Here is a 19,368-nt window from a genome sequence, read left to right as displayed (position 1 = left end):
TGGGCTAGCATGTGTAGGATAGGTGGGAGGCTTTGAAGCAGGCACGCCAGTGTTTGTGGAGCCAACCTTGAAATACCACCCTTGCTAGTCTAAGGCTCTAATCCTCTACCGTTATCCGGTTAGGAAACAGTGTCTGGTGGGTAGTTTGACTGGGGCGGTCGCCTCCTAAAGAGTAACGGAGGCATACAAAGGTTCGCTCAGACTGATTGGAAACCAGTCGTTGAGTGCAAACGCATAAGCGAGCTTGACTGCAAGAGAGACATCTCGAGCAGGAACGAAAGTTGGTGTTAGTGATCCGGTGGTTCCGCATGGAAGGGCCATCGCTCATTGGATAAAAGGTACGCCGGGGATAACAGGCTGATCGCGCCCAAGAGTTCACATCGACGGCGCGGTTTGGCACCTCGATGTCGGCTCATCACATCCTGGGGCTGAAGCAGGTCCCAAGGGTACGGCTGTTCGCCGTTTAAAGTGGTACGCGAGCTGGGTTTAAAACGTCGTGAGACAGTTTGGTCCCTATCTGCTGTGGGCGTAGGAGATTTGAAAGGACTTGCCCCTAGTACGAGAGGACCGGGGTGAACGAACCTCTGGTGGGTCAGTTGTCGTGCCAACGGCATAGCTGAGTAGCTACGTTCGGAAGGGATAACCGCTGAAAGCATCTAAGCGGGAAGCCTCACTTAAGATAAGATCTCCCTCTCATTTATGAGCTAAAGGACCCTGGTAGACCACCAGGTTGATAGGCTGGGTGTGTAAGGGCAGCGATGCCTTCAGCTAACCAGTACTAATAGTCCGTGAGCCTTATTTTTCTACACAAAATCATTCTTTTCCTCCCTATTAGATTAATATTTCAGGGTTAGCCCTTTGACGTGGCAGCAGGGTAAATACTGCTCGCCTTTCCAAAGAACTGACTGACCCGCCATATTTTTCTTGGTGGCCACGGAGGCTGGGGTACACCCGATCCCATTCCGAACTCGGAAGTTAAGCCGACCATCGCCGATGATACTGCAGGGGAGCCTGTGGGAAAGTAGGTCGCTGCCAAGATTTATTTTGAAGACCGCGTTTCAAACGAAACGCGGTCTTTTTTTGTATGTACAGCTTTTCTTTAGCGACCTGCTTTCCCACAGGCGAGAATGAGTGCCAAGGGCACGAGTGTTTGATCCTAGGCGGTACGCCGACGGTCAAACTAATCTATGCAATCAAAAAGTAGCCGAGTCAAAACAGAGTGAATTGGCCTTTTTTTTTCTTCTTCTTCTTCTTCTTCTTCCTCTTTTTCCCTTCACTGAAATACATTCGCTAGATCAAAGCTTCATTAAATAAATATACCCCTTGCCTATCCCATCCCGTTTCTTTGAGTGGCACCAAGTCCCAAGCTTCCCCTCACCACGCTCCGCGGGGGACGGGGCGCTCAAGCGCTAGCGCCCCTTTCCATTCCCCGAGCGCTTTGACTCGTAATGCCATCCGTCCTCTTTGCGTCACTATTCTCGGAATATTCACGGTGGGTCGTAATGAGTCCCACGCATGTTGTCAGGCACGAAAAACAATGCCGAGAATAATGACTTCAATGCGAGGTTGGGAAAAGGAGGTAGATGGCCTTATTTGCTGTGGGGGATTGTTTGTGATGTGGTTATGAAGAGATCTCGTTTCTGATTGTTCCAGACTCTCTCATGGAAGCTAATAAAGCTTTTGTGGCTATCTTATATGTCCTGTTTAGAGACTGATCTTTGTGGGGCTATGTAATAATTTTCCAACCTACTCCCATTTTTGACGTAATTGACATTTTCGTAACTGCTCGATAGGTTTTTTTAAGAATAAATTATTAGAGAGAGGATATTCTATTGCCTCACGAGTCTGATTCGCGATCAAAGATTGAGCAGTACATACCGTTGGTAAAATTTCTTGGTGTCTTTTTAGGAGAGAAGTGCGAGGTCGTCTTGCACGATGCTGTTGAAAAGGAAAAGTCGGTCTTAGCCATTGAAAATGGACATATTTCTGGTCGGGCTGTGGGTGCGCCGTTAACAGACTTGGCGCTGCAGTTTGTTATGACAGAAAAATACAAGGAAACTGACTGGGTGATGGGCTATAGAGCACAATCCAGTTCAGGTTCCCCGTTGCATTCAGCTACGTATTTTATCAGGGAAGACGACGGTTCTTTGGCGGGGATGCTTTGCTTGAATTTGGAAGTCTCGGATATCGTACAGGCCAGAGAGCTGCTGAGTCGATTCATTCAGTCAGCGGGATTTGGCGGGTCATTTAGTTTGCCTAGCGATGAAAGTAGAATATCCAGTGCAACTGTTGAGACATTTACCGATAATATTGAAGAGCTTACTGAAGGTATTATTCGCAATGTGGTGCAGCAGGCAGCAGTTTCTCCAGAACGAATGACGACTGCAGAGAAAATGGAAATAATGCGTACATTGCATGATCGTGGAGTCTTTTTGCTGAAAGGCTCAGTTGCCCTTGTTGCAGAGGTGTTGGTTGCATCTGAGGCGACAATATACAGGTACTTAAATAAGTTATAGTGTGATAAAAAATTATGATGTTGATAAAAAAAAATTGACTCGATAAAAAATTCTCAATAACAAATAAGCCATAGCAATATTTTGCTATGGCTTATTTGTTTATTTTTTAAGGAGAATTCAATGCATAAGGCTATTAACAGCAAGTACGTGCCGGAAGCTGTGGGACCATATTCCCACGGGGCAGAGTTCGGTAATCTTGTGTTCACCTCAGGTCAGCTTCCTATTGATGCTGAAACTGGTCAAATACCTGCCACTGCTGCTGAACAGGCTCGTGTTTCACTGGAAAATGTGAGGAAGACTCTGGAAGAAGCTGGATCTTCCATGAAAAATGTTATGAAGACTACGGTCTTTGTAAGTGATCTGGAAAACTTTGCTGCAATAAATGAAGTGTATGCATCATACTTTTCAGAACCGTTCCCTGCGCGAAGCTGTGTAGAGGTGGCTCGCTTGCCCAAAGACGTGTTTGTTGAAATTGAGGCAATGGCCTGGAAATAATTTGGGCTGATTTTAAAGCAAGTATTTACTGATATGCGGTGGGTTCGGGACTGCTGCGGAATATTGCCCCACAATATTCTGACCTGTGATCTGCTGCAACAATCCCCATTATCTCATGTTTGCAAGAAGGAGTAGTTATGTCGTTTTTTAAGCGATTTGGTGAGTTCGGACTAATTTTACAGCTCTTACTCGGTATTGCTGCTGGTGTTGCTGTTGGTCTTACTGCTGGTACCGGCGTGATGGAAGTGGTTGTCAGCCTGAAGTATGTTCTCGGGCAGTTTATCTTCTACACTGTACCTCTTGTAATTATTGCGTTCATTGCTCCAGCGATTGTGCGTCTTGGTCAAAACGCAAGCTCCATGCTTTTTACCGGTGTAAGCTTTGCCTACCTGTCTGCTGCAGGTGCTGCGACAATGGCTGCGGTTGCCGGATATATCATTATCCCTCACCTTTCTATTGCAACTGAAGTTGATGCGCTGCATGAACTGCCGGAAGTACTTTTTCAGTTGAACATTCCGCCGGTGATGTCTGTTATGACTGCGCTGATTACCGCCTTACTGTTCGGTCTTGCCACAGTGTGGACAAAGGCTCAGACATTTGAGCGTATTTTTAGTGATTTTGAAAAAATCATGATGCATGTGGTTACTCGAGTCGTTATTCCGATTCTTCCATTCTTTATTGCAACTACCTTTGCAGGCCTTGCATACGAAGGCACGCTTACTAAACAGCTTCCTGTATTTTTAAAAGTTGTACTGATTGTTATTGCCGGTCACATCATCTGGTTGACTGTTCTGTACACAATTGCTGGCATTATCTCTAAACGTAACCCACTTGAGGTTCTTCGCCATTACCCTCCTGCATACCTTACTGCTGTAGGTACAATGTCCAGTGCTGCGACCCTGCCTGTTTCTTTAGAATGTGCATCACGGTCAAAAGTGCTTTCACACAGTGTTGTTGAATTTATGATTCCGCTCGGTGCTACTGTTCACCTCTGTGGGTCAGTTCTTACCGAAACCTTCTTTGCTATGACCATTTCTATGATGCTCTACGGAACACTGCCTTCTGTTGGCACCATGGCGTTGTTCATTGCTCTGTTCGGTATTTTTGCAGTTGGTGCACCGGGTGTACCGGGTGGTACCGTAATGGCTTCCCTCGGTATTGTTGTGGGCGTACTTCAGTTTGATCCTGCAGGTGTTGCCTTGCTTCTTGCTATTTTTGCTTTGCAGGACAGCTTTGGAACCGCGTGTAACGTAACAGGTGACGGTGCGTTGGCACTGATGCTTGAAGGGATTTTTAACAAAGAGAAAAAGTAAACGGTCGGGCATATGCCCGACGTAGAGATGTTATCTCATGAAAAAAGAATGGAATGAATTTATCGCGATATTAAACCGCGAAGTTGTACCGGCTTTGGGTTGTACCGAGCCGGTCACAGTCTCCCTTGCTGCTGCACGGGCTGTGGAAGAACTGGGAGCAAAGCCTGACCGTATTTTGGTGCAGGTGAGTGGCAATCTGTTGAAAAATGGAATGGGCGTCGGCGTTCCTGGAACCGGCATGTCCGGTCTTGGTATTGCCGCTGCTGTGGGTGCATTGGGCGGAACATCTTCTTTGAAATTGGAAGTGCTCCGTGACCTTACAGAAGCCAGTGTTGCCGAAGGCAAACGTATGCTGGCTGACGGTAAGATTACGGTTGAGCTTGCAGATACTGAAGAGCTGCTGTTTGCGCAGGTCAGTGCGTTTCACGGTGACCATGTTGCTACGTGTACTATTCAACAACAGCATACGTTGATTACAGAAGTAACCAAAGACAACGATATCCTGTTCAGTCAGCAGCTTGAATCTGAAGATGCACAATCCGATGACTGGCCGCTTACCATGGCAAAAATTTATGATTTTGCCATGGATGTTCCATTTGAACGGATTGCGTTTATCCTCGAAGCAGCACGACTTAACGAAGCCATTGCCCTTGAAGGGTTAGAGCATGAGTTCGGCTTGAAAGTCGGGCGTTCAATGGATCAGGATATTGCACTTGGGTTGCGGTCTGATGATATTACCTCCTTTGCTACAAGACTCGCTGCTGCCGCGTCTGATGCGCGTATGGACGGTATTATGCAGCCGGTTATGAGTAATTCCGGCAGCGGTAATCAGGGGATTACTGCCACCATTCCTGTGCTTGCTTTTGCTCGTAGACTGGAGAAGACAGAGGAAGAGATGTGCCGTGCGCTTATTATGAGCCATCTTACATCCATTCATCTCAAACACCACTTAGGACGCTTGTCGGCTCTTTGTGGTGCTATTCTGGCAGCTACCGGTTCAGGATGCGGTATTGTGATGCTTCTGGGTGGAACATACGAAGGGATTGAACGTACCATTAAAAATATGGTGGGTTCTGTTGCCGGTATGATCTGCGACGGTGCAAAAACGTCATGTGCTTTGAAGGTTGCATCATGCGTAGAAGCTGCCATCAGTTCTGCATTGCTTGCAATGAAGGGCGTAAGTGTATCCGGTAACGAGGGTATCGTGGACGATGATATCGAAGTTTGCATTCAGAATCTTGGTCGTCTAGGTACGGCTGGGATGATGGAAACAGATAAAATTATTCTTGATATTATGGTCAGCAAATAATTGACGACAGCATCTGCAAGCGAAGGTGAAGCTTCGCTCTGTAGATTGATACATCTGCTAAATGAAAAAAGCCAAACTCGCACTGGTTACCACCGGTCGAGTTTGGCTTTTGTTTTGTTGCCTATATGCATACGTTGGCATGCGAGGGATATGGTGCTGCTAGGCATCCATCCTGCGCTGTTCAATACGGTTGATAGCTTTTTGCGCCAGCTGCGCAACGTTGGAGCAACATACCGTGCGGTCATCAAACAGCTCGACATCGGTGTTGTCGTCGAGCAGGGTTTTCAAGGCTGGAACGTTTGCTTCGGTACCGAGAAAACCAAGCGCCCATGCAGCTAAGCCGCGTCCCTCACCGTCTTCATCTTGTAGTCCCCATGATAATGCACGGGTGGAAGGAAGCATGAGGTCAGGGTATTTCTTCGCCATCCTGCCAAGCCCCCAATACACGCCTCTGCGAAGCGGAGGATGATCCAGGTAGTTGTCGTCGTCTGTTGTTTCCCGAACGTACGAGTGCAACATTCGGTTATATTCATTGGCCAGAATTTTGCTGTTGAGCATTGCTTCAGACATAGCTTCCGCAATTCCCCAGCCTATGTTCCCGGACTCTTCATTCATATGCCAGAGCAATCTGCGCATGATGATGCGTGCCTGCTCAGTATCTTCTTTTGCAAGTTTTCCCATGACAAGCCCGAAGGCTGTAATTGCCCGCCATTTCATTTCTCCCCCGAAGAGGAAAAAGGACATGAGCGGCCCAATTGTTTGTGTGGCGGGCATGCTGGTAATATATTCAAGAGAGTTTTCCCAATCCGGTTGTTCCAGCAAGGAACGCAGTTCTGTTTTTAACGCACGAAATCTTGCCATAAGTGCCTCCGAATCTATTCTTAACTTAACAGTAATCTTTCCTGATAAGAAGTCAAGCTTTTTATGGACGTTATGGTTTTCTGACGCAGAAAGCCTCTTATTAAGATATAGAATTTGCAGTGGAAAAACAGGATAACTGCACCAGTGCATGCTCGACTCTCGAAAATGTTAGTGATATACGGCATGTTGAGAAAAAGGGAGTGGCTTAATAGGTTTCTTTCTTTTAACCCCGCCCGGTTTTTATCTATGTAGGTTGAAACCATTCCCCCACGGGCGGGGGTTTTTCATCATGAATACGCTGCTTGCAATGGCAGGCAGTGCCCAGAGGTGGAATATGGATAAGGCAAAAAAAGAAGCAATACAGGTTACGAAAGAAATTGTGGTAAAGTTTATTGAGACAGGCCGCGTTTCACCTTCTAATATAAGTGAAGTGTTTCCTGCGGTATTTGAAGTTGTTTCTTCTACTGTATGTGAAGATGAAACTGAAACTGAAGAATAGGCTTGTAATACATGCAATGTTCATCAAATGAACATGCCCGTGAAGTTTCCGGCATGTTTAGTCGTATTGCTCGTTGGTATGACTTTTTAAATCATCTGCTTAGCGGCGGAATGGATTTTTATTGGCGTCAGCAGCTGGTAAGAGCAACAGTACCGGGAAAAACCGGTGTGATGCTCGACCTTGCCGCAGGCACAATGGATGTTTCTCTTGAGATTGTGAAGCAGCATCCGCAGACCAAAGTGGCAGCTTTGGATTACTGCCGCCCGATGCTGACAACCGGTCGTAAGAAGCTGACCAAGGGGCGCAATAAACGAATTTTTCCTGTGCATGCTGACGGAAGAACCTTACCGTTACCGGATAACAGTGTAGATTGCGCAACAATATCTTTCGGTATCCGCAATATTATCCCGCGGGAACAGGCGTTTAAGGAACTTAATAGAGTTCTTGTGCCTGGCGGGAGATTGTGTATTCTTGAGTTTGGCACCGGTAAGCATCCAGTATGGAAAGGTTTTTACAACCTGTACCTGAAAAAGATTCTTCCTCTCATCGGAAAAATTTTTTCAGGGGATGCCGGAGCGTATCAGTACCTTGCTGACACCATTATGGCGTTTCCGACTGCGTCGGAACTGAGCAAAGAGATGATGGATGCAGGGTTTGACCGTGTATACTACAAGCCGATGACATCCGGCATTGTGTATTTGCACGTGGCACAGAAAAAGGCCGAATAGAATTCAACGCACACGGGACAGCCTGTGGCAACAATGTTGCAACAGGATATTCCGTTGTTGAAGAACGGCAGTGCGCTCTGACGCTTAATGGCGCATGAGCCATACAAGCAGAACACCGGCAGACATGGCAGTTAAGCCCATGTAACGCAATGCGTTCGGTCCGCGTTCTGCAATTTCACGTAAGTACTTTGGAAGCTTGTCCGCAAAAAGGACATAAGGAAGACCTTCGAGAACAAATGCAAGCCCCAGCGCTGTAAATAGTAAATTCCAATCGATCTGCATGGAGCCTGTTTTTTCATACACAGGCGGTTAAGTCCAGCAGGTAACGAGGAGAAGACATGGTATCTTTTGAACGGATTGTGTCTGGAGATGTCTCTGTTGCCGTTGTCGGCCTCGGGTATGTCGGTTTACCTCTTGCTATTTCCTTGGCGAAACATTTTTCAGTTATCGGGTACGATCAGCACACGCAGCGAATAGAGGAACTGCGGCGCGGCAATGATCATACCGGAGAAGTCTCCTTAGAAGCTCTCAGTAACAGTACTGCGTATTTTACCGCTGACCCGCGGCTGTTAGAAAAAGCCGGTGTGCACATAATAGCGGTTCCGACACCGATTGATGCACACCATACACCGGATTTAGTACCGTTGCTCATGGCTACAAGAACCGTTGCTTCCTTCATGCAGCGAGATTCTGTCATAGTTTATGAATCAACCGTATGGCCTGGAGCCACAGAAGAGAAGTGTGTTCCTGTGCTTGAAAATGTATCCGGTATGCGGTTCGGCAAGGATTTTACAGTCGGATATTCGCCGGAGCGTATCAATCCGGGCGATAAAGAGCACACCCTGGAGAATGTCGTTAAAATTGTTGCCGGTTCTGACAACATGACAACAGCATTGCTGGCAGGGCTGTATGGAAAAATAATTACAGCCGGTGTGCACGTTACCAGTTCTATTATGGTTGCAGAAGCAGCCAAAGTAATTGAAAACACACAGCGTGATTTGAATATTGCTTTGATGAATGAACTGGCGATTATCTTTAACTCATTAGGGATTGATACTGGCGAGGTGCTTGCAGCAGCCGGAACCAAATGGAATTTTCTTCCGTTTTCTCCCGGTCTTGTTGGCGGGCATTGCATTGGAGTAGATCCTTACTACCTTACTTTTAAAGCGGAATCTTTAGGATATCACCCGCAGGTTATTCTTGCCGGAAGACGCATTAACGACTCCATGGGCAAGTTTGTCGCTGAAGCCTGCGTTAAAGAACTTATTCGGAAAGGTGCCTGTGTCCGCGAAGCTAAGGTTGGTATTTTAGGGTTTACGTATAAAGAAAATGTTCCGGATATCCGCAACACTCGCGTAATTGATATTATCAATGAACTAAAAGAATTCGGCATAGAAGCGCTTGTGCACGACCCCATTGCTGATAATGAACAGGCTATTCGCGAATATGAAATTTCGTTTAGCCACCTTAAAGATTTCCAGCAATTGGATGCTGTTATTGTCGCAGTACCGCACAAGGACTATTCTTTTATTCAGCCAAAGCAGTTACTCAAGTGGTTCAGGGATGCCGGAAATACACTGGTATTGGATGTAAAAGGATTTTTCGAGCCTGCTGTGATGGAGGCAGCAGGGCTAGAACTTTGGAGAATGTGACGATGGCTGGACCTTTGCGCGTAGATTGCAGAAAAGATTGCTGAACAGGGTATTTCGAGGCGAGTTCGCTTCTGAAAAAAATGGAAAAAGGAACACAGCTCATTGTTGCTGCCACAGAAGAAGATCGCAGACGTGTTGAACGTATTGCGAGATTGCGTGACGCAAGCATAGTGGACGAACGTTCACTGGGCGGGACGCTTGTTAACTTTACGTTGGAAAAAATGAAATGACACTGGTAATTGCCACAGCAACACAAACTGAAATGAAGGCTGTTCTGCTGGGGTTTAACAGACGTGGACGAGTGGGCTGTAAACTGCCTACTACTGGAGAATGTTGCGAATCCCCTGTAAACGGACATCGCTGTTTACTTGTTGTTACCGGAGTAGGGCCTGTAAATGCCGCGCTGAGCATTGGCAGAGTTCTGGGTGAGAACAAGGGCGTTTGTGGTGTTGTAAACCTTGGGGTTGCAGGAAGTTTTGATTTAGAGCAAGCTCCGCTGGGTAGCGTTGTTGCTGCTGATTCGGAAATATGGCCGGAATACGGCCTGCACACAGCAGAAGGGATTGATCCTCGTGGTATTAAATTCCCTGTGCTGGAGTATACCGGCGTCGATGGACAGTATTCTGTTTGGGATAGAATTGAGCTGGAACCAGAAAAAGGCTTCCGTTTGCTTAAATTATCTGCTCCTAAGGATTTACTCAAAGGCGCAAGCATGACAGTATCCGGCGTCACCGGAACAGAAGAACGTGCCCGTATGCTCACAGAGCGGTATGCACCGCTTACTGAGAATATGGAAGGGTTCTCCCTTGCGCTTGCTTGTCTTCAAGCCGGAATACCTTTTCTTGAACTTCGCACCGTTTCTAATCTGGTGGGGTCGCGTAAGCCCGAACACTGGAAGCTTGACGATGCGCTTCAAGCTCTTGGCAGACACGCCAGAGAGCTTTTTGTTTAGAAGGCATTTTAAAACTATTGTCGGCAGACTCGGCACTATTTTTACAATGGCTTCTAAAATGTGGATTCACGTTTTTTCGATGGAAGCTTTTCTATGCAAGAACTCTTAGAGTACCTTACGTCAAAACAACCGAAAATTAATGCGACTCTGGCTGCAGAGACTGCACAGCTTAATATATTAGTTCAGCCGGTTGTTTCCCATGTGCTTACTGCCGGAGGAAAAAGGCTGCGTCCTTTGCTTACTCTGCTTACTGCTGCAACTCTCGGGTATACAGATGACGATATTTACCCGCTTGCCTGTTCTGTAGAGCTGCTTCACTCAGCAACACTGTTGCATGATGACATTATTGATGATGCAGAATTACGCCGCGGAAAACCGGCGGCGCATACCCAGTTCGGGAATACAAAAACCGTACTTGCGGGTGATGTTCTTCTTGCGCAGGCAAACCTTGTGGTTGCCCGCTATAACGATGCACGCCTTACCCAGTGTATTGCAGAAGCTATTGTAGAAACTGCAACCGGTGAGATTGAAGAAATTGAATATCTTCATTCAACAAATCATCCGCAGGAAACCTACATCAACATTATTAAGGGTAAGACCGCATTTCTGCTTCAGGCATCCTGTATCATGGGAGCAATCAAAGCAGGTGGCACAGAAGAGCAGATTGCTGCGGCTTCTGACTTTGGTATGAATCTCGGAATCGCATTCCAGATTGTGGATGACGCACTGGATTTTGCTGTTTCTACAAAAGAGATAGGTAAGCCCGTTGCAGGTGACCTGCGTGAAGGCAAGCTTACACCGCCGTTGCTTATGTACCTTGAAACTCTTAACGGTGCAGAACGGGATGATTTTGTAACTAAGTTCGAAGCAGGCACATTCACGGAAGAAGAAGTGTGCTCTGTTGCAGAACAGATTCGCACTCTCGGACTTGATGACGCAACCCGTGAACTTGCGAATTCGTATCTTGATAAAGCGCAGCAAGCGCTGGAAACGTTGCCAGTATGTCCTGAGCGGACAATCTTGTTGCAAACTCTGGATTACGTGAAATCACGTAGCGCATAAAAAAATACAGCCGTAGGGGAAACCCTGCGGCTTTTTACTTTGTGATAGAATAGTTGAAAAGAGGGCTATGCCTCTGGCGGGTTTTCGACGACTCTCAGAGGGGCAAAGGGCTCCGCCCCTTGACCCGATTAGTATTTTTGCAGGGAATGAGAGTAGCGTTCCATAAAATATGTTCTATTCGTAGAAGCGGTAGTGAAGCATAGCCGCGAGTGGGATTTAAATAAGAGACCGCGTCGCATATAAAAAGTTTGAAAGGGGGTCTGGGGGAAAACTTTTTAAAGTTTTCAGCCCAGCTGCCAGAGGCATCCCGCTGATAAGCGCCGCCGGAGGCATCCTCTTAAAAGAATATTGAAACTGTCTTGCAGTGTACCGAGGTGTCTCAGGTGGACAGTTCTTGGCTTTGGATTCAAATGGGGTATATACCCCGCCATCACAGCCGGAAGAAACTGTGTTGGTGTGTTTACTCTATTCATATGGCGGTTTCGGCTTTGGTGCCGTTAACCGTTAATTTCAGCAAGCATCAGGAGAAAATACATGCTGCGGCGCATTGAAGCTGGTCTTAGAGAAGGTGTTGTTGATACTCAGGGTATCAAAACTGCTAACAAGATCAGGGAAGCTCTCGGATTTGACGTGAAAGAAGTTCGTCAGGTCAAGGTGTTTACTGTGGACGGTCTTACAGAAGAGCAACTTGCTACAGTTGTGCGTGAGGCAGCTCTGCATGATCCCGTACTTCAGGACGCGGCGCTTTCTCCGGTATCCAGTCAGGCAGACTGGGTACTCGAAGTTGGGTTCCGTCCGGGTGTAACAGATAACGAAGGCCGCACAGCGCGGGAAACCATTGCTATTGTACTGGAACTTGAAGATCGCGAAAGCGTATCTGTATATGTTGCAGACCAGTACCATATTTATGGTGATTTTTCTGAAGATGCGATTGCCTCCATTGGTCGTGATGTGCTGGCGAACGAGCTGATTCAGCGTTTTGAATACAAAAGCAAAGCAGACTGGCAAAAAGAGCCGGGTTTTGCTGCTGTTGCTGCACGGGTTTCCGGTCAGGCTAATGACGAAGTCGTCAACCTGCCGTTCTCTACTATGTCTGATGATGAACTGATGGCATTTTCCCGTGAGAATACGCTGGCACTGTCTCTGGAAGAACTGCATACCATCCGTGATTACTACGCAAACCCTGATGTGGTTGTAGAGCGTGTAAAAACAGGATTAAGCGCAGAACCAAGCGATGCTGAAGTAGAAGTACTTGCGCAGACTTGGTCAGAGCACTGCAAACATAAAATTTTTGCTTCCAAGATCGACTACACCGACACAGAAACCGGTGAGAATGAGGTTATCGACAGCCTCTACAAAACATATGTCATGGGCTCCACTAAAACTATCCGTGAAAATAAGGGCAAAGAAGATTTCTGTCGCTCTGTGTTTAAGGATAACGCAGGGGTTATTGACTTCAACGAGACCCATGATGTTTGCATCAAGGTGGAGACACACAACTCTCCATCCGCACTTGATCCATACGGTGGAGCGCTTACCGGTATTGTAGGCGTAAACCGTGACCCTATGGGAACAGGTATCGGTGCTGACCTTGTATGTAACACCAACGTATTTTGCTTTGCGTCACCGTTCCATAAAGGAGAACTTCCCCCGCGCCTTTTACACCCGCGTCGTGTTCTTGAAGGCGTTCGCGAAGGTGTTGAACACGGTGGCAATAAATCAGGTGTCCCTACCGTTAACGGCTCCATTGTTTTTGAAGAACGCTACCTCGGTAAACCGCTTGTATACTGCGGTACCGTGGGTATGATTCCGAAAGTTGTTGCAGGCAAACCGGGCTATGAGAAAGCTGCTAAGGTAGGCGACACCATTGTAATGGTCGGCGGACGAATCGGTAAAGACGGCATTCACGGTGCAACCTTCTCTTCTGAAGAGTTGCATGAAGAGTCTCCGGCTACAGCGGTTCAGATTGGTGACCCGATTACACAGCGTAAGGCATATGACTTTATTATGCGTGCGCGTAACAAAGGGCTGTATAACGCAATTACTGATAACGGTGCAGGCGGTCTTTCTTCTTCTGTGGGCGAAATGGCAGAAGATACCAACGGCTGTCGTCTGGACTTGTCCAAAGCTCCGTTAAAGTACGATGGTCTGCGTCCTTGGGAAATTCTTCTTTCTGAGGCACAGGAGCGTATGACTCTTGCAGTTCCTGCTGATAAGCTCGAAGAGTTTATGGCGCTTGCTGAGCGCATGGATGTTGAAGCCTCTGCGCTTGGTGAATTCACAGACAGCGGCTACTTCCATGTGACATATGGTGACAAGCCGGTTGCATTCCTGAGCATGGACTTCCTGCACGACGGTGTTCCGCAGATGCAGCTCAAAGCTGTTTGGGAACGTCCTGAGCATAAGGATGAGTCTGTAACTGTGGCGGATGCTGAGCAGGGCAATTTGCTCAAATCCATGCTTGCACGCCTGAACATCTGCTCTAAAGAATACGTTGTGCGCCAGTATGACCATGAGGTTAAAGGCGGCAGCGTAATCAAGCCGATGGTCGGTGTTAAGTGTGACGGCCCGTCCGATGCTGGCGTTGTGCGTCCTATCCTTGATTCTGACAGTGGTATCGTTCTTTCTCACGGTATTAACCCGACATTGAGCGATTACGACAGTTACTGGATGATGGCGAACGTAATTGACGAAGCTGTCCGTAACGCTGTTGCTGTTGGTGGTGACGTGGACTTCATGTCCGGTGTGGATAACTTCTGCTGGTGTGACCCTGTGCAGTCTGAAAAGACTCCTGATGGTCATTACAAGCTTGCTCAGCTTGTTCGTGCTAACAAGGCACTTGCCGATTTCTGTACCGCGTACGGCGTACCGTGTATTTCCGGTAAGGACTCCATGAAGAACGACTACACCGGCGGTGGTGTAAAGATTTCTATCCCGCCGACTGTTTTGTTCTCAGTCATGGGCGTTGTGAAAGATGTGAATAAAACAACCACATCTGACTTTAAGCAGGACGGCGACAAGATTTATGTTCTCGGTGCAACAGCCAGAGAACTGGCTGGCTCTGAAGTTGCTGAAGAGCTTGGCATCAGCGCTGCTGCATTCCCTAAAGTGGATGCTGAATCTGCACTGGCACGCTACCGTGCTGTTCATAAGGCCATTGGCGCAGGCGCTATCAATGCGTGTCACGATTGTTCTGATGGCGGCCTTGGAGTTGCTCTCGCAGAAATGGCGCTTGCAGGTCGTACCGGTGCACTCATCAATCTTGATGCTGTTCCGGTGACAGAAGAAATGAATGCGACAGAAGTACTGTACTCTGAATCTGCTTCCCGTCTGGTTGTTTCCGTACCGGAAGACAAAGTAGAGGCTTTTGAAGAAATATTTGCCGGACAGGCTTATGGCTGTCTGGGTGAAGTTACAGGCGACGAACAGTTCGTTATTGCTTCCGGTGCAACAGTACTGGTTGCTGACAACTGCGAATCGCTTGCTCAGTCCTTTAAGGGCACACTCAAGTTTTAAGCAATAGCGTTTATGGGAACACTATAGCTTAGGCTTGAGTTCTGGTGCGGCAAGATTATTCGGGACTTGCTGCGCACAGATGGTTTTGGTGAGAAAAGCGGGTGAACTGGAGTTCACCCGCTTTTCTTGTTTTTTGATTCTTCAGTTTGTGCTGTGTCTGTAACTTATTGTTTTATAAGTGGTGTTTTTTTAACGTACAGGTAGAGTGCAATATTTTACAATGCAGAGACAGGAGTATTTTGCATACTCAGGTTCTAATTTCATTTATTTTGGAATCATGAGGAGCAACCCCCCGTGTCTACATATAATACTGCCTTTACCAGCGATAATATCGCAGGTGTTTCCCCGCAAGTTTTAGAAGCTATGGCTCGCTGCAATAACGGACAGGCAGATCCGTACGGCCGTGATGAATGTTCAAAACAGGCAGAGCAGATGTTGTCTGATGTGTTTGAGAAAGATGTCAGTGTCTTTTTTGTCACAACCGGTACTGCTGCTAACTGCTTATCTCTTAGCGCACTCACTCCTCCGTGGGGTGCTGTGCTTTGTCATCATGACGGCCACATCAACCATGACGAATGTGGTGCTCCTGAATTTTTCAACTCCGGCGCTCGCGTACTCACACTCGATGGTGCAGATTCCAAGATTGATCCTGAAGCTCTGAAATGGGGCGTACGCCACAGAGTCGGGGATATGCACTCCTCACAACCGGCAAGCGTAAGCCTTACGCAGGCGACAGAAACCGGCACAATCTACTCTGTGGATGAAATTCTTAGAATAGGCGCTATCACCAAAAACTCCGGTTTACGTATGCATATGGACGGTGCCCGTTTTGCCAATGCTCTGGTCGCACTGGGATGTTCTCCTGCGGAAATGACATGGAGATGCGGTGTCGATATGCTGTCCTTCGGGGCGACGAAAAACGGCACTATGTCCGCAGAGGCTATAATTGTGTTTGATAAAACGCTCGCACACGAAATGGCATTCCGTGTAAAGAGATCAGGACAGCTTGGCTCAAAGATGCGCTTTATGGCAGCCCAGATGCTGGGGTATCTCGAAAATGATCTCTGGCTGAAGAATGCGCGTCAGGCAAACGCCATGGCGGCAATGCTGAAAAACGGGCTGGAGAAAATCTCACAAATTTCAATAATCGGCTCTCCGCAGGCAAACATCATTTTCTGTAATATGCCGCAGTACTGCATCGACAGACTGCTTGAGCAGGGCTTTAGTTTTTACCATGACAGATGGGAACCGGGCGTAGTGCGCTTTGTGACTTCATTTGCGACAACCGAGCAGGATATTCAACACTTTTTATCCGCAGTGCATCAGGCTGCCAGCTTTGCAAAGGCTGTGTAAGGACTGAGCCGATAGAGTTTTGACAGGGACACTGTGTTGCGGGTAGGTAGGCAGACGTTATGCAGGATACTGTTCACTATTTTCGTGCACCGGATGTACCGGGGCTTGTGCTAAGCGACGGGCACTTTTCCACGTTCAGTTTTGAGCGTCACTTCCACTTGGACTATCATATAGGGCTGGTGGTGGAAGGAGTGCAAAAGCAGAGTGCATTCGGAACAACGTCCCTCATTGGGCCTGGGCGGGTCTCTGTCCTGTCTCCGGATGAAATGCATGACGGTTCCGGCTATGAAAATAGTGAATACACCCTGAAAACATTCCGTATTCCTCCTAATATTCTTACAGAAGAAATGGCGGAAGCCGTGGACTCTGCTCACCGGATTGAGTTCGGCAGCACTGTGCTTGATGACAAAACGTTGTGGCACAGAGCGCATACCCTGCATACCGTTCTGCAGCGTGGTGATGCCACATCGATGTTTGTCGAAGAGCAATGGCTCGGACTGATAAAGCAGCTGCTTGGGCATGTGGATGTATTGTCCGTTGATACTTCGAACAATCGCCTTGGTCGCCCTCACTGGAAAGAAGTGCGCGATTACTGCCACGATAATCTTTCGGAAAAAATTACGCTGGAGCAGCTTGCTGCCCTGTGTAATTTGAACCGCTATCAGTTCCTGCGCCGATTCAAATCAACTGTCGGGGTTACACCGTACAACTGGCTTAAACAACTGCGGTTGGAATATGCATGTGCTTTGCTGAGCAAGGGCGAGCGGGTTTCAAGCGTTGCTGCGAGCGTCGGGTTCTATGATCAGAGCCATTTTGTGCACGCATTTCGCAAAGCGTATGGTGTCCCACCTTCTAAATATTAAGGGTCGTTCGGGTAGGTTGCACTGTTTTTCATATTGATGGGAAGACACACAGCGTGATGCGTAAGCCCCTACCCCTTGCATCCCTACTCAGGGGCTAAGTCCTCTTTCAGATTGATGACAATCAGATGATGTGGAGCATCCGCAGGGTAGTGAGCTTCGTGGAATGTGCGTGCGCTGTAGGGCGTGGTGTGTTTTTTTCTGCCCGTAATAATCTGGCAGGGTGCGCTGTTGTCCGCAATCGTAAAGGGGGCTTGGTCCCGTCTGATTCAGTCGTTATAAAATGTAATAAAACCCCGTGTTGAAGTTTTCAGCACGGGGTTTTTGTATGCAGTTATTAGTTTGAAACGACAGCTTCTTGCTGCATATCTGACAGCAGGCTGTCGAGCTTGGCTGTGAGTGAGGAAATCTCTGTGAGCTCTCCCGAAGCCTTTGCCATGCCGTCTGCTGTTTCTTCGGCAATGCCGGTAACAGTATTTACCGCGTGCTCAATCTGGTCAGAAACAGCAGCCTGTTCTTCTGATGCTGTGGCGATGGACGTAATCTGATGTGCTGTATCATATGTCATGGAAACAATTGTCTCCATGGATGTTCCGGCAGCTTCAGCAGCTTTTGTTGATGCTGTAATTTCTACTGCGGCGCTTTCAACCGCTTCAATATTAGTATGAGCTTGTGTTTGTATGAGGGTGATTGCGTCGCCCACATCACGGGTGGCATGCATGGTTTTTTCTGCAAGTTTGCGCACTTCATCCGCAACTACAGCAAAGCCTTTACCTGCTTCGCCAGCTCGTGCTGCTTCAATGGCGGCATTGAGTGCCAACAGGTTTGTCTGATCAGCAATGTCGTTAATGACTTCCATAACCTTTGAGATAGAGTCCGTCTGGCTGCCCAACTCAAGCATGGATTCTTTCAATTCCAGAATGCTCTTCTGGATAAGCTCAATGGAATGCACGGCCTGACGTACGCCAGTTGCCCCTTCTTCCGCATGCTCTTTTGAGTTGTTTGCTAATTCTGCAGCGTTGGAAGCATTGTGCGCTACTTCTGCAACCGTGGAATTCATCTGCGTCATGGCAGTGGCGGTTTCGATCATACGCTCGCGCTGAACATCAACCCCGTTGTTCACCGTATCTACCTGAACGCTGAGATTGCTGATGGACTCATCTACATGTGCAGAAATATCTTTTGCTTTTTCAGCAACAGTGCGGATGGTTCCTACAATGCGGGATATGCGGCGCTCTTTTGTTTGTGCTTCCTTAAGGGCTTCTTCAGTGCGTAATGCACTGTGTCTGGCTTCTTCACTGGCATCTTCCGCCTGCTTCATTAGCGCATTCAGCTTTGTCACCATCGAAACTGTATCATTTTTTAGTTTTTCAAACTCAAGCAGGTAGGTGGCATTAATCGATGCATGAAGATCACCCTGGGAAACCTTGTTTGCGAATGCCCGCAGGTCATCAAGCGGGGCAAACAGGTGTTTTCGCAGGTTCAGAAGAACAAAGTAGAGCAGTGCTGCCCCTAAAATAATAAAGGCGGTTTGCAGCATCAGCAGCATTTGAACTCGCTGGTCTGCTTCGTGCTGCAGCATGCCTACAGCTTTGTTCATAGCTTTAAGCACCATCATGCTTTGTGTTGTGATGGAATGCAGAGCGCTCTCGTTTCCTTTGCGGGCTTTTTCTACAAGCGCTTTGTAATCTTTCCAGATGCTTTCAACATTAAGAAGCTGCTTGCGCACATCTCCTTTAGCCTCAGGAAGATACGCGGTTACTCCGGTAGGACTCAGTGTAAGCGGTGCATAGCCTGAATTGATAAGTGCTCTGAGTGTGAGGTCGAACACTTCCTCCGAAGCACGTAATTCAGTTTCAGCTGCGGCTCTGTCTTTTGCAAAGGAGAGTGTCATGGTCTCTTTTGCTATTTTTTGACTGAGCATTCGTTGTCTGCCGGATAGGTTGATAACAAGTCCGTCACTTTTTTGTAGGCTTGTGACGTAGTAAGTGCTCGAAAACATGGCAACAATAACCATGAAAATAGAAATAAATGACCAAAGCATACGTGCTTTCAAATTCATACGTGATCCCCCCCTGTTAGGATGCAGCGTCGTGTGAGCAGTGAAAACAATAAGAATAGATCGTAAACAACAGAACATGAATGCATGTTCTGCTTGTTGGTAAGTACTATCTTTGTATTGAGTAGGATGGAGTGAAAGACTGGTAGGTAAATTATGCTATGTGATGAAAGCAGTGTCCTCCTCCGTATTA

16 protein-coding genes and 2 rRNA genes (1 of these 18 only partly in view) are annotated in these 19,368 nt (G+C 47.4%); 15 read left to right on the top strand and 3 right to left on the bottom strand.

What is annotated here, in order from left to right:
- From SP90_RS05820 to SP90_RS05795, 6 genes are all read left to right on the top strand, one after another.
- Window positions 1-803 (top strand): 23S ribosomal RNA (locus SP90_RS05820) (it extends 2,133 nt beyond the left edge of the window).
- Window positions 804-923: 120 nt separating this feature from the next.
- Window positions 924-1,038 (top strand): 5S ribosomal RNA (rrf, locus tag SP90_RS05815).
- A 794-nt stretch (window positions 1,039-1,832) separates the two neighbouring features.
- Window positions 1,833-2,516 carry a helix-turn-helix transcriptional regulator gene (locus tag SP90_RS05810; protein ID WP_066853522.1) on the top strand — a complete coding sequence of 228 codons (684 nt, stop codon included), beginning with the start codon at window positions 1,833-1,835 and terminating at the stop codon, window positions 2,514-2,516.
- 120 nt (window positions 2,517-2,636) lie between these two features.
- On the top strand, window positions 2,637-3,011 hold the full coding sequence (locus tag SP90_RS05805) for a RidA family protein (protein ID WP_066853520.1): 375 nt from the start codon (window positions 2,637-2,639) through the stop codon (window positions 3,009-3,011).
- A gap of 137 nt (window positions 3,012-3,148) precedes the next feature.
- Window positions 3,149-4,324, top strand: a complete 1,176-nt coding sequence (locus SP90_RS05800) for a dicarboxylate/amino acid:cation symporter (protein WP_066853517.1) — start codon at window positions 3,149-3,151, stop codon at window positions 4,322-4,324.
- Window positions 4,325-4,361: 37 nt separating this feature from the next.
- Window positions 4,362-5,633: an L-cysteine desulfidase family protein gene (locus SP90_RS05795; protein ID WP_066853515.1), complete on the top strand. Its 1,272-nt coding sequence runs from the start codon at window positions 4,362-4,364 to the stop codon at window positions 5,631-5,633.
- Window positions 5,634-5,792: 159 nt separating this feature from the next.
- On the opposite strand, the gene SP90_RS05790 is transcribed toward SP90_RS05795, so the two are convergent.
- A complete protein-coding gene (locus SP90_RS05790; protein WP_066853513.1) occupies window positions 5,793-6,494 on the bottom strand; it encodes a DVU0298 family protein in 702 nt (233 codons plus the stop codon).
- Between the two features lie 334 nt (window positions 6,495-6,828).
- Here SP90_RS05790 and SP90_RS16700 point away from each other — a divergent pair, with 334 nt between their 5' ends.
- The gene (locus SP90_RS16700) at window positions 6,829-6,993 is read left to right on the top strand and encodes a hypothetical protein (protein WP_020000242.1); all 165 of its coding nucleotides are present in this window, start codon (window positions 6,829-6,831) and stop codon (window positions 6,991-6,993) included.
- Window positions 6,994-7,004: 11 nt separating this feature from the next.
- A complete protein-coding gene (gene ubiE, locus SP90_RS05780; protein ID WP_066853508.1) occupies window positions 7,005-7,721 on the top strand; it encodes a bifunctional demethylmenaquinone methyltransferase/2-methoxy-6-polyprenyl-1,4-benzoquinol methylase UbiE in 717 nt (238 codons plus the stop codon).
- Window positions 7,722-7,805: 84 nt separating this feature from the next.
- On the opposite strand, the gene SP90_RS05775 is transcribed toward ubiE, so the two are convergent.
- Window positions 7,806-8,003 carry a DUF2065 domain-containing protein gene (locus tag SP90_RS05775; protein ID WP_066853541.1) on the bottom strand — a complete coding sequence of 66 codons (198 nt, stop codon included), beginning with the start codon at window positions 8,001-8,003 and terminating at the stop codon, window positions 7,806-7,808.
- A gap of 56 nt (window positions 8,004-8,059) precedes the next feature.
- Between SP90_RS05775 and SP90_RS05770 the strand changes: the two genes are divergently transcribed.
- The 7 genes from SP90_RS05770 (at window position 8,060) to SP90_RS05745 (ending at window position 17,119) form a co-directional block, all read left to right on the top strand.
- The gene (locus SP90_RS05770; RefSeq protein ID WP_066853506.1) at window positions 8,060-9,373 is read left to right on the top strand and encodes a nucleotide sugar dehydrogenase; all 1,314 of its coding nucleotides are present in this window, start codon (window positions 8,060-8,062) and stop codon (window positions 9,371-9,373) included.
- Between the two features lie 80 nt (window positions 9,374-9,453).
- A complete protein-coding gene (locus tag SP90_RS16595) occupies window positions 9,454-9,603 on the top strand; it encodes a hypothetical protein (RefSeq protein ID WP_157471196.1) in 150 nt (49 codons plus the stop codon).
- Window positions 9,600-10,325, top strand: a complete 726-nt coding sequence (mqnB, locus tag SP90_RS05765) for a futalosine hydrolase (protein ID WP_066853505.1) — start codon at window positions 9,600-9,602, stop codon at window positions 10,323-10,325. The genes SP90_RS16595 and mqnB overlap by 4 nt, the downstream gene beginning before the upstream one ends.
- Window positions 10,326-10,418: 93 nt before the next feature.
- A complete protein-coding gene (locus tag SP90_RS05760; protein WP_066853503.1) occupies window positions 10,419-11,387 on the top strand; it encodes a polyprenyl synthetase family protein in 969 nt (322 codons plus the stop codon).
- 534 nt (window positions 11,388-11,921) lie between these two features.
- Window positions 11,922-14,903, top strand: coding sequence for an AIR synthase-related protein (locus SP90_RS05755; protein ID WP_066853501.1), 2,982 nt, complete (start codon window positions 11,922-11,924; stop codon window positions 14,901-14,903).
- 294 nt (window positions 14,904-15,197) lie between these two features.
- Window positions 15,198-16,256 carry a threonine aldolase family protein gene (locus SP90_RS05750; protein WP_066853499.1) on the top strand — a complete coding sequence of 353 codons (1,059 nt, stop codon included), beginning with the start codon at window positions 15,198-15,200 and terminating at the stop codon, window positions 16,254-16,256.
- Between the two features lie 59 nt (window positions 16,257-16,315).
- Window positions 16,316-17,119: an AraC family transcriptional regulator gene (locus SP90_RS05745; protein WP_066853497.1), complete on the top strand. Its 804-nt coding sequence runs from the start codon at window positions 16,316-16,318 to the stop codon at window positions 17,117-17,119.
- A gap of 334 nt (window positions 17,120-17,453) precedes the next feature.
- Here the strand turns inward: SP90_RS05745 and SP90_RS05740 are convergent, their stop codons facing one another.
- Window positions 17,454-19,178: a methyl-accepting chemotaxis protein gene (locus SP90_RS05740; RefSeq protein ID WP_066853496.1), complete on the bottom strand. Its 1,725-nt coding sequence runs from the start codon at window positions 19,176-19,178 to the stop codon at window positions 17,454-17,456.
- Window positions 19,179-19,368 lie beyond the last annotated feature (190 nt).

The organism is Halodesulfovibrio spirochaetisodalis, assembly GCF_001672295.1.
GTDB lineage: Bacteria > Desulfobacterota > Desulfovibrionia > Desulfovibrionales > Desulfovibrionaceae > Halodesulfovibrio > Halodesulfovibrio spirochaetisodalis.
This window is presented reverse-complemented; position numbering and strand designations above follow the sequence as displayed.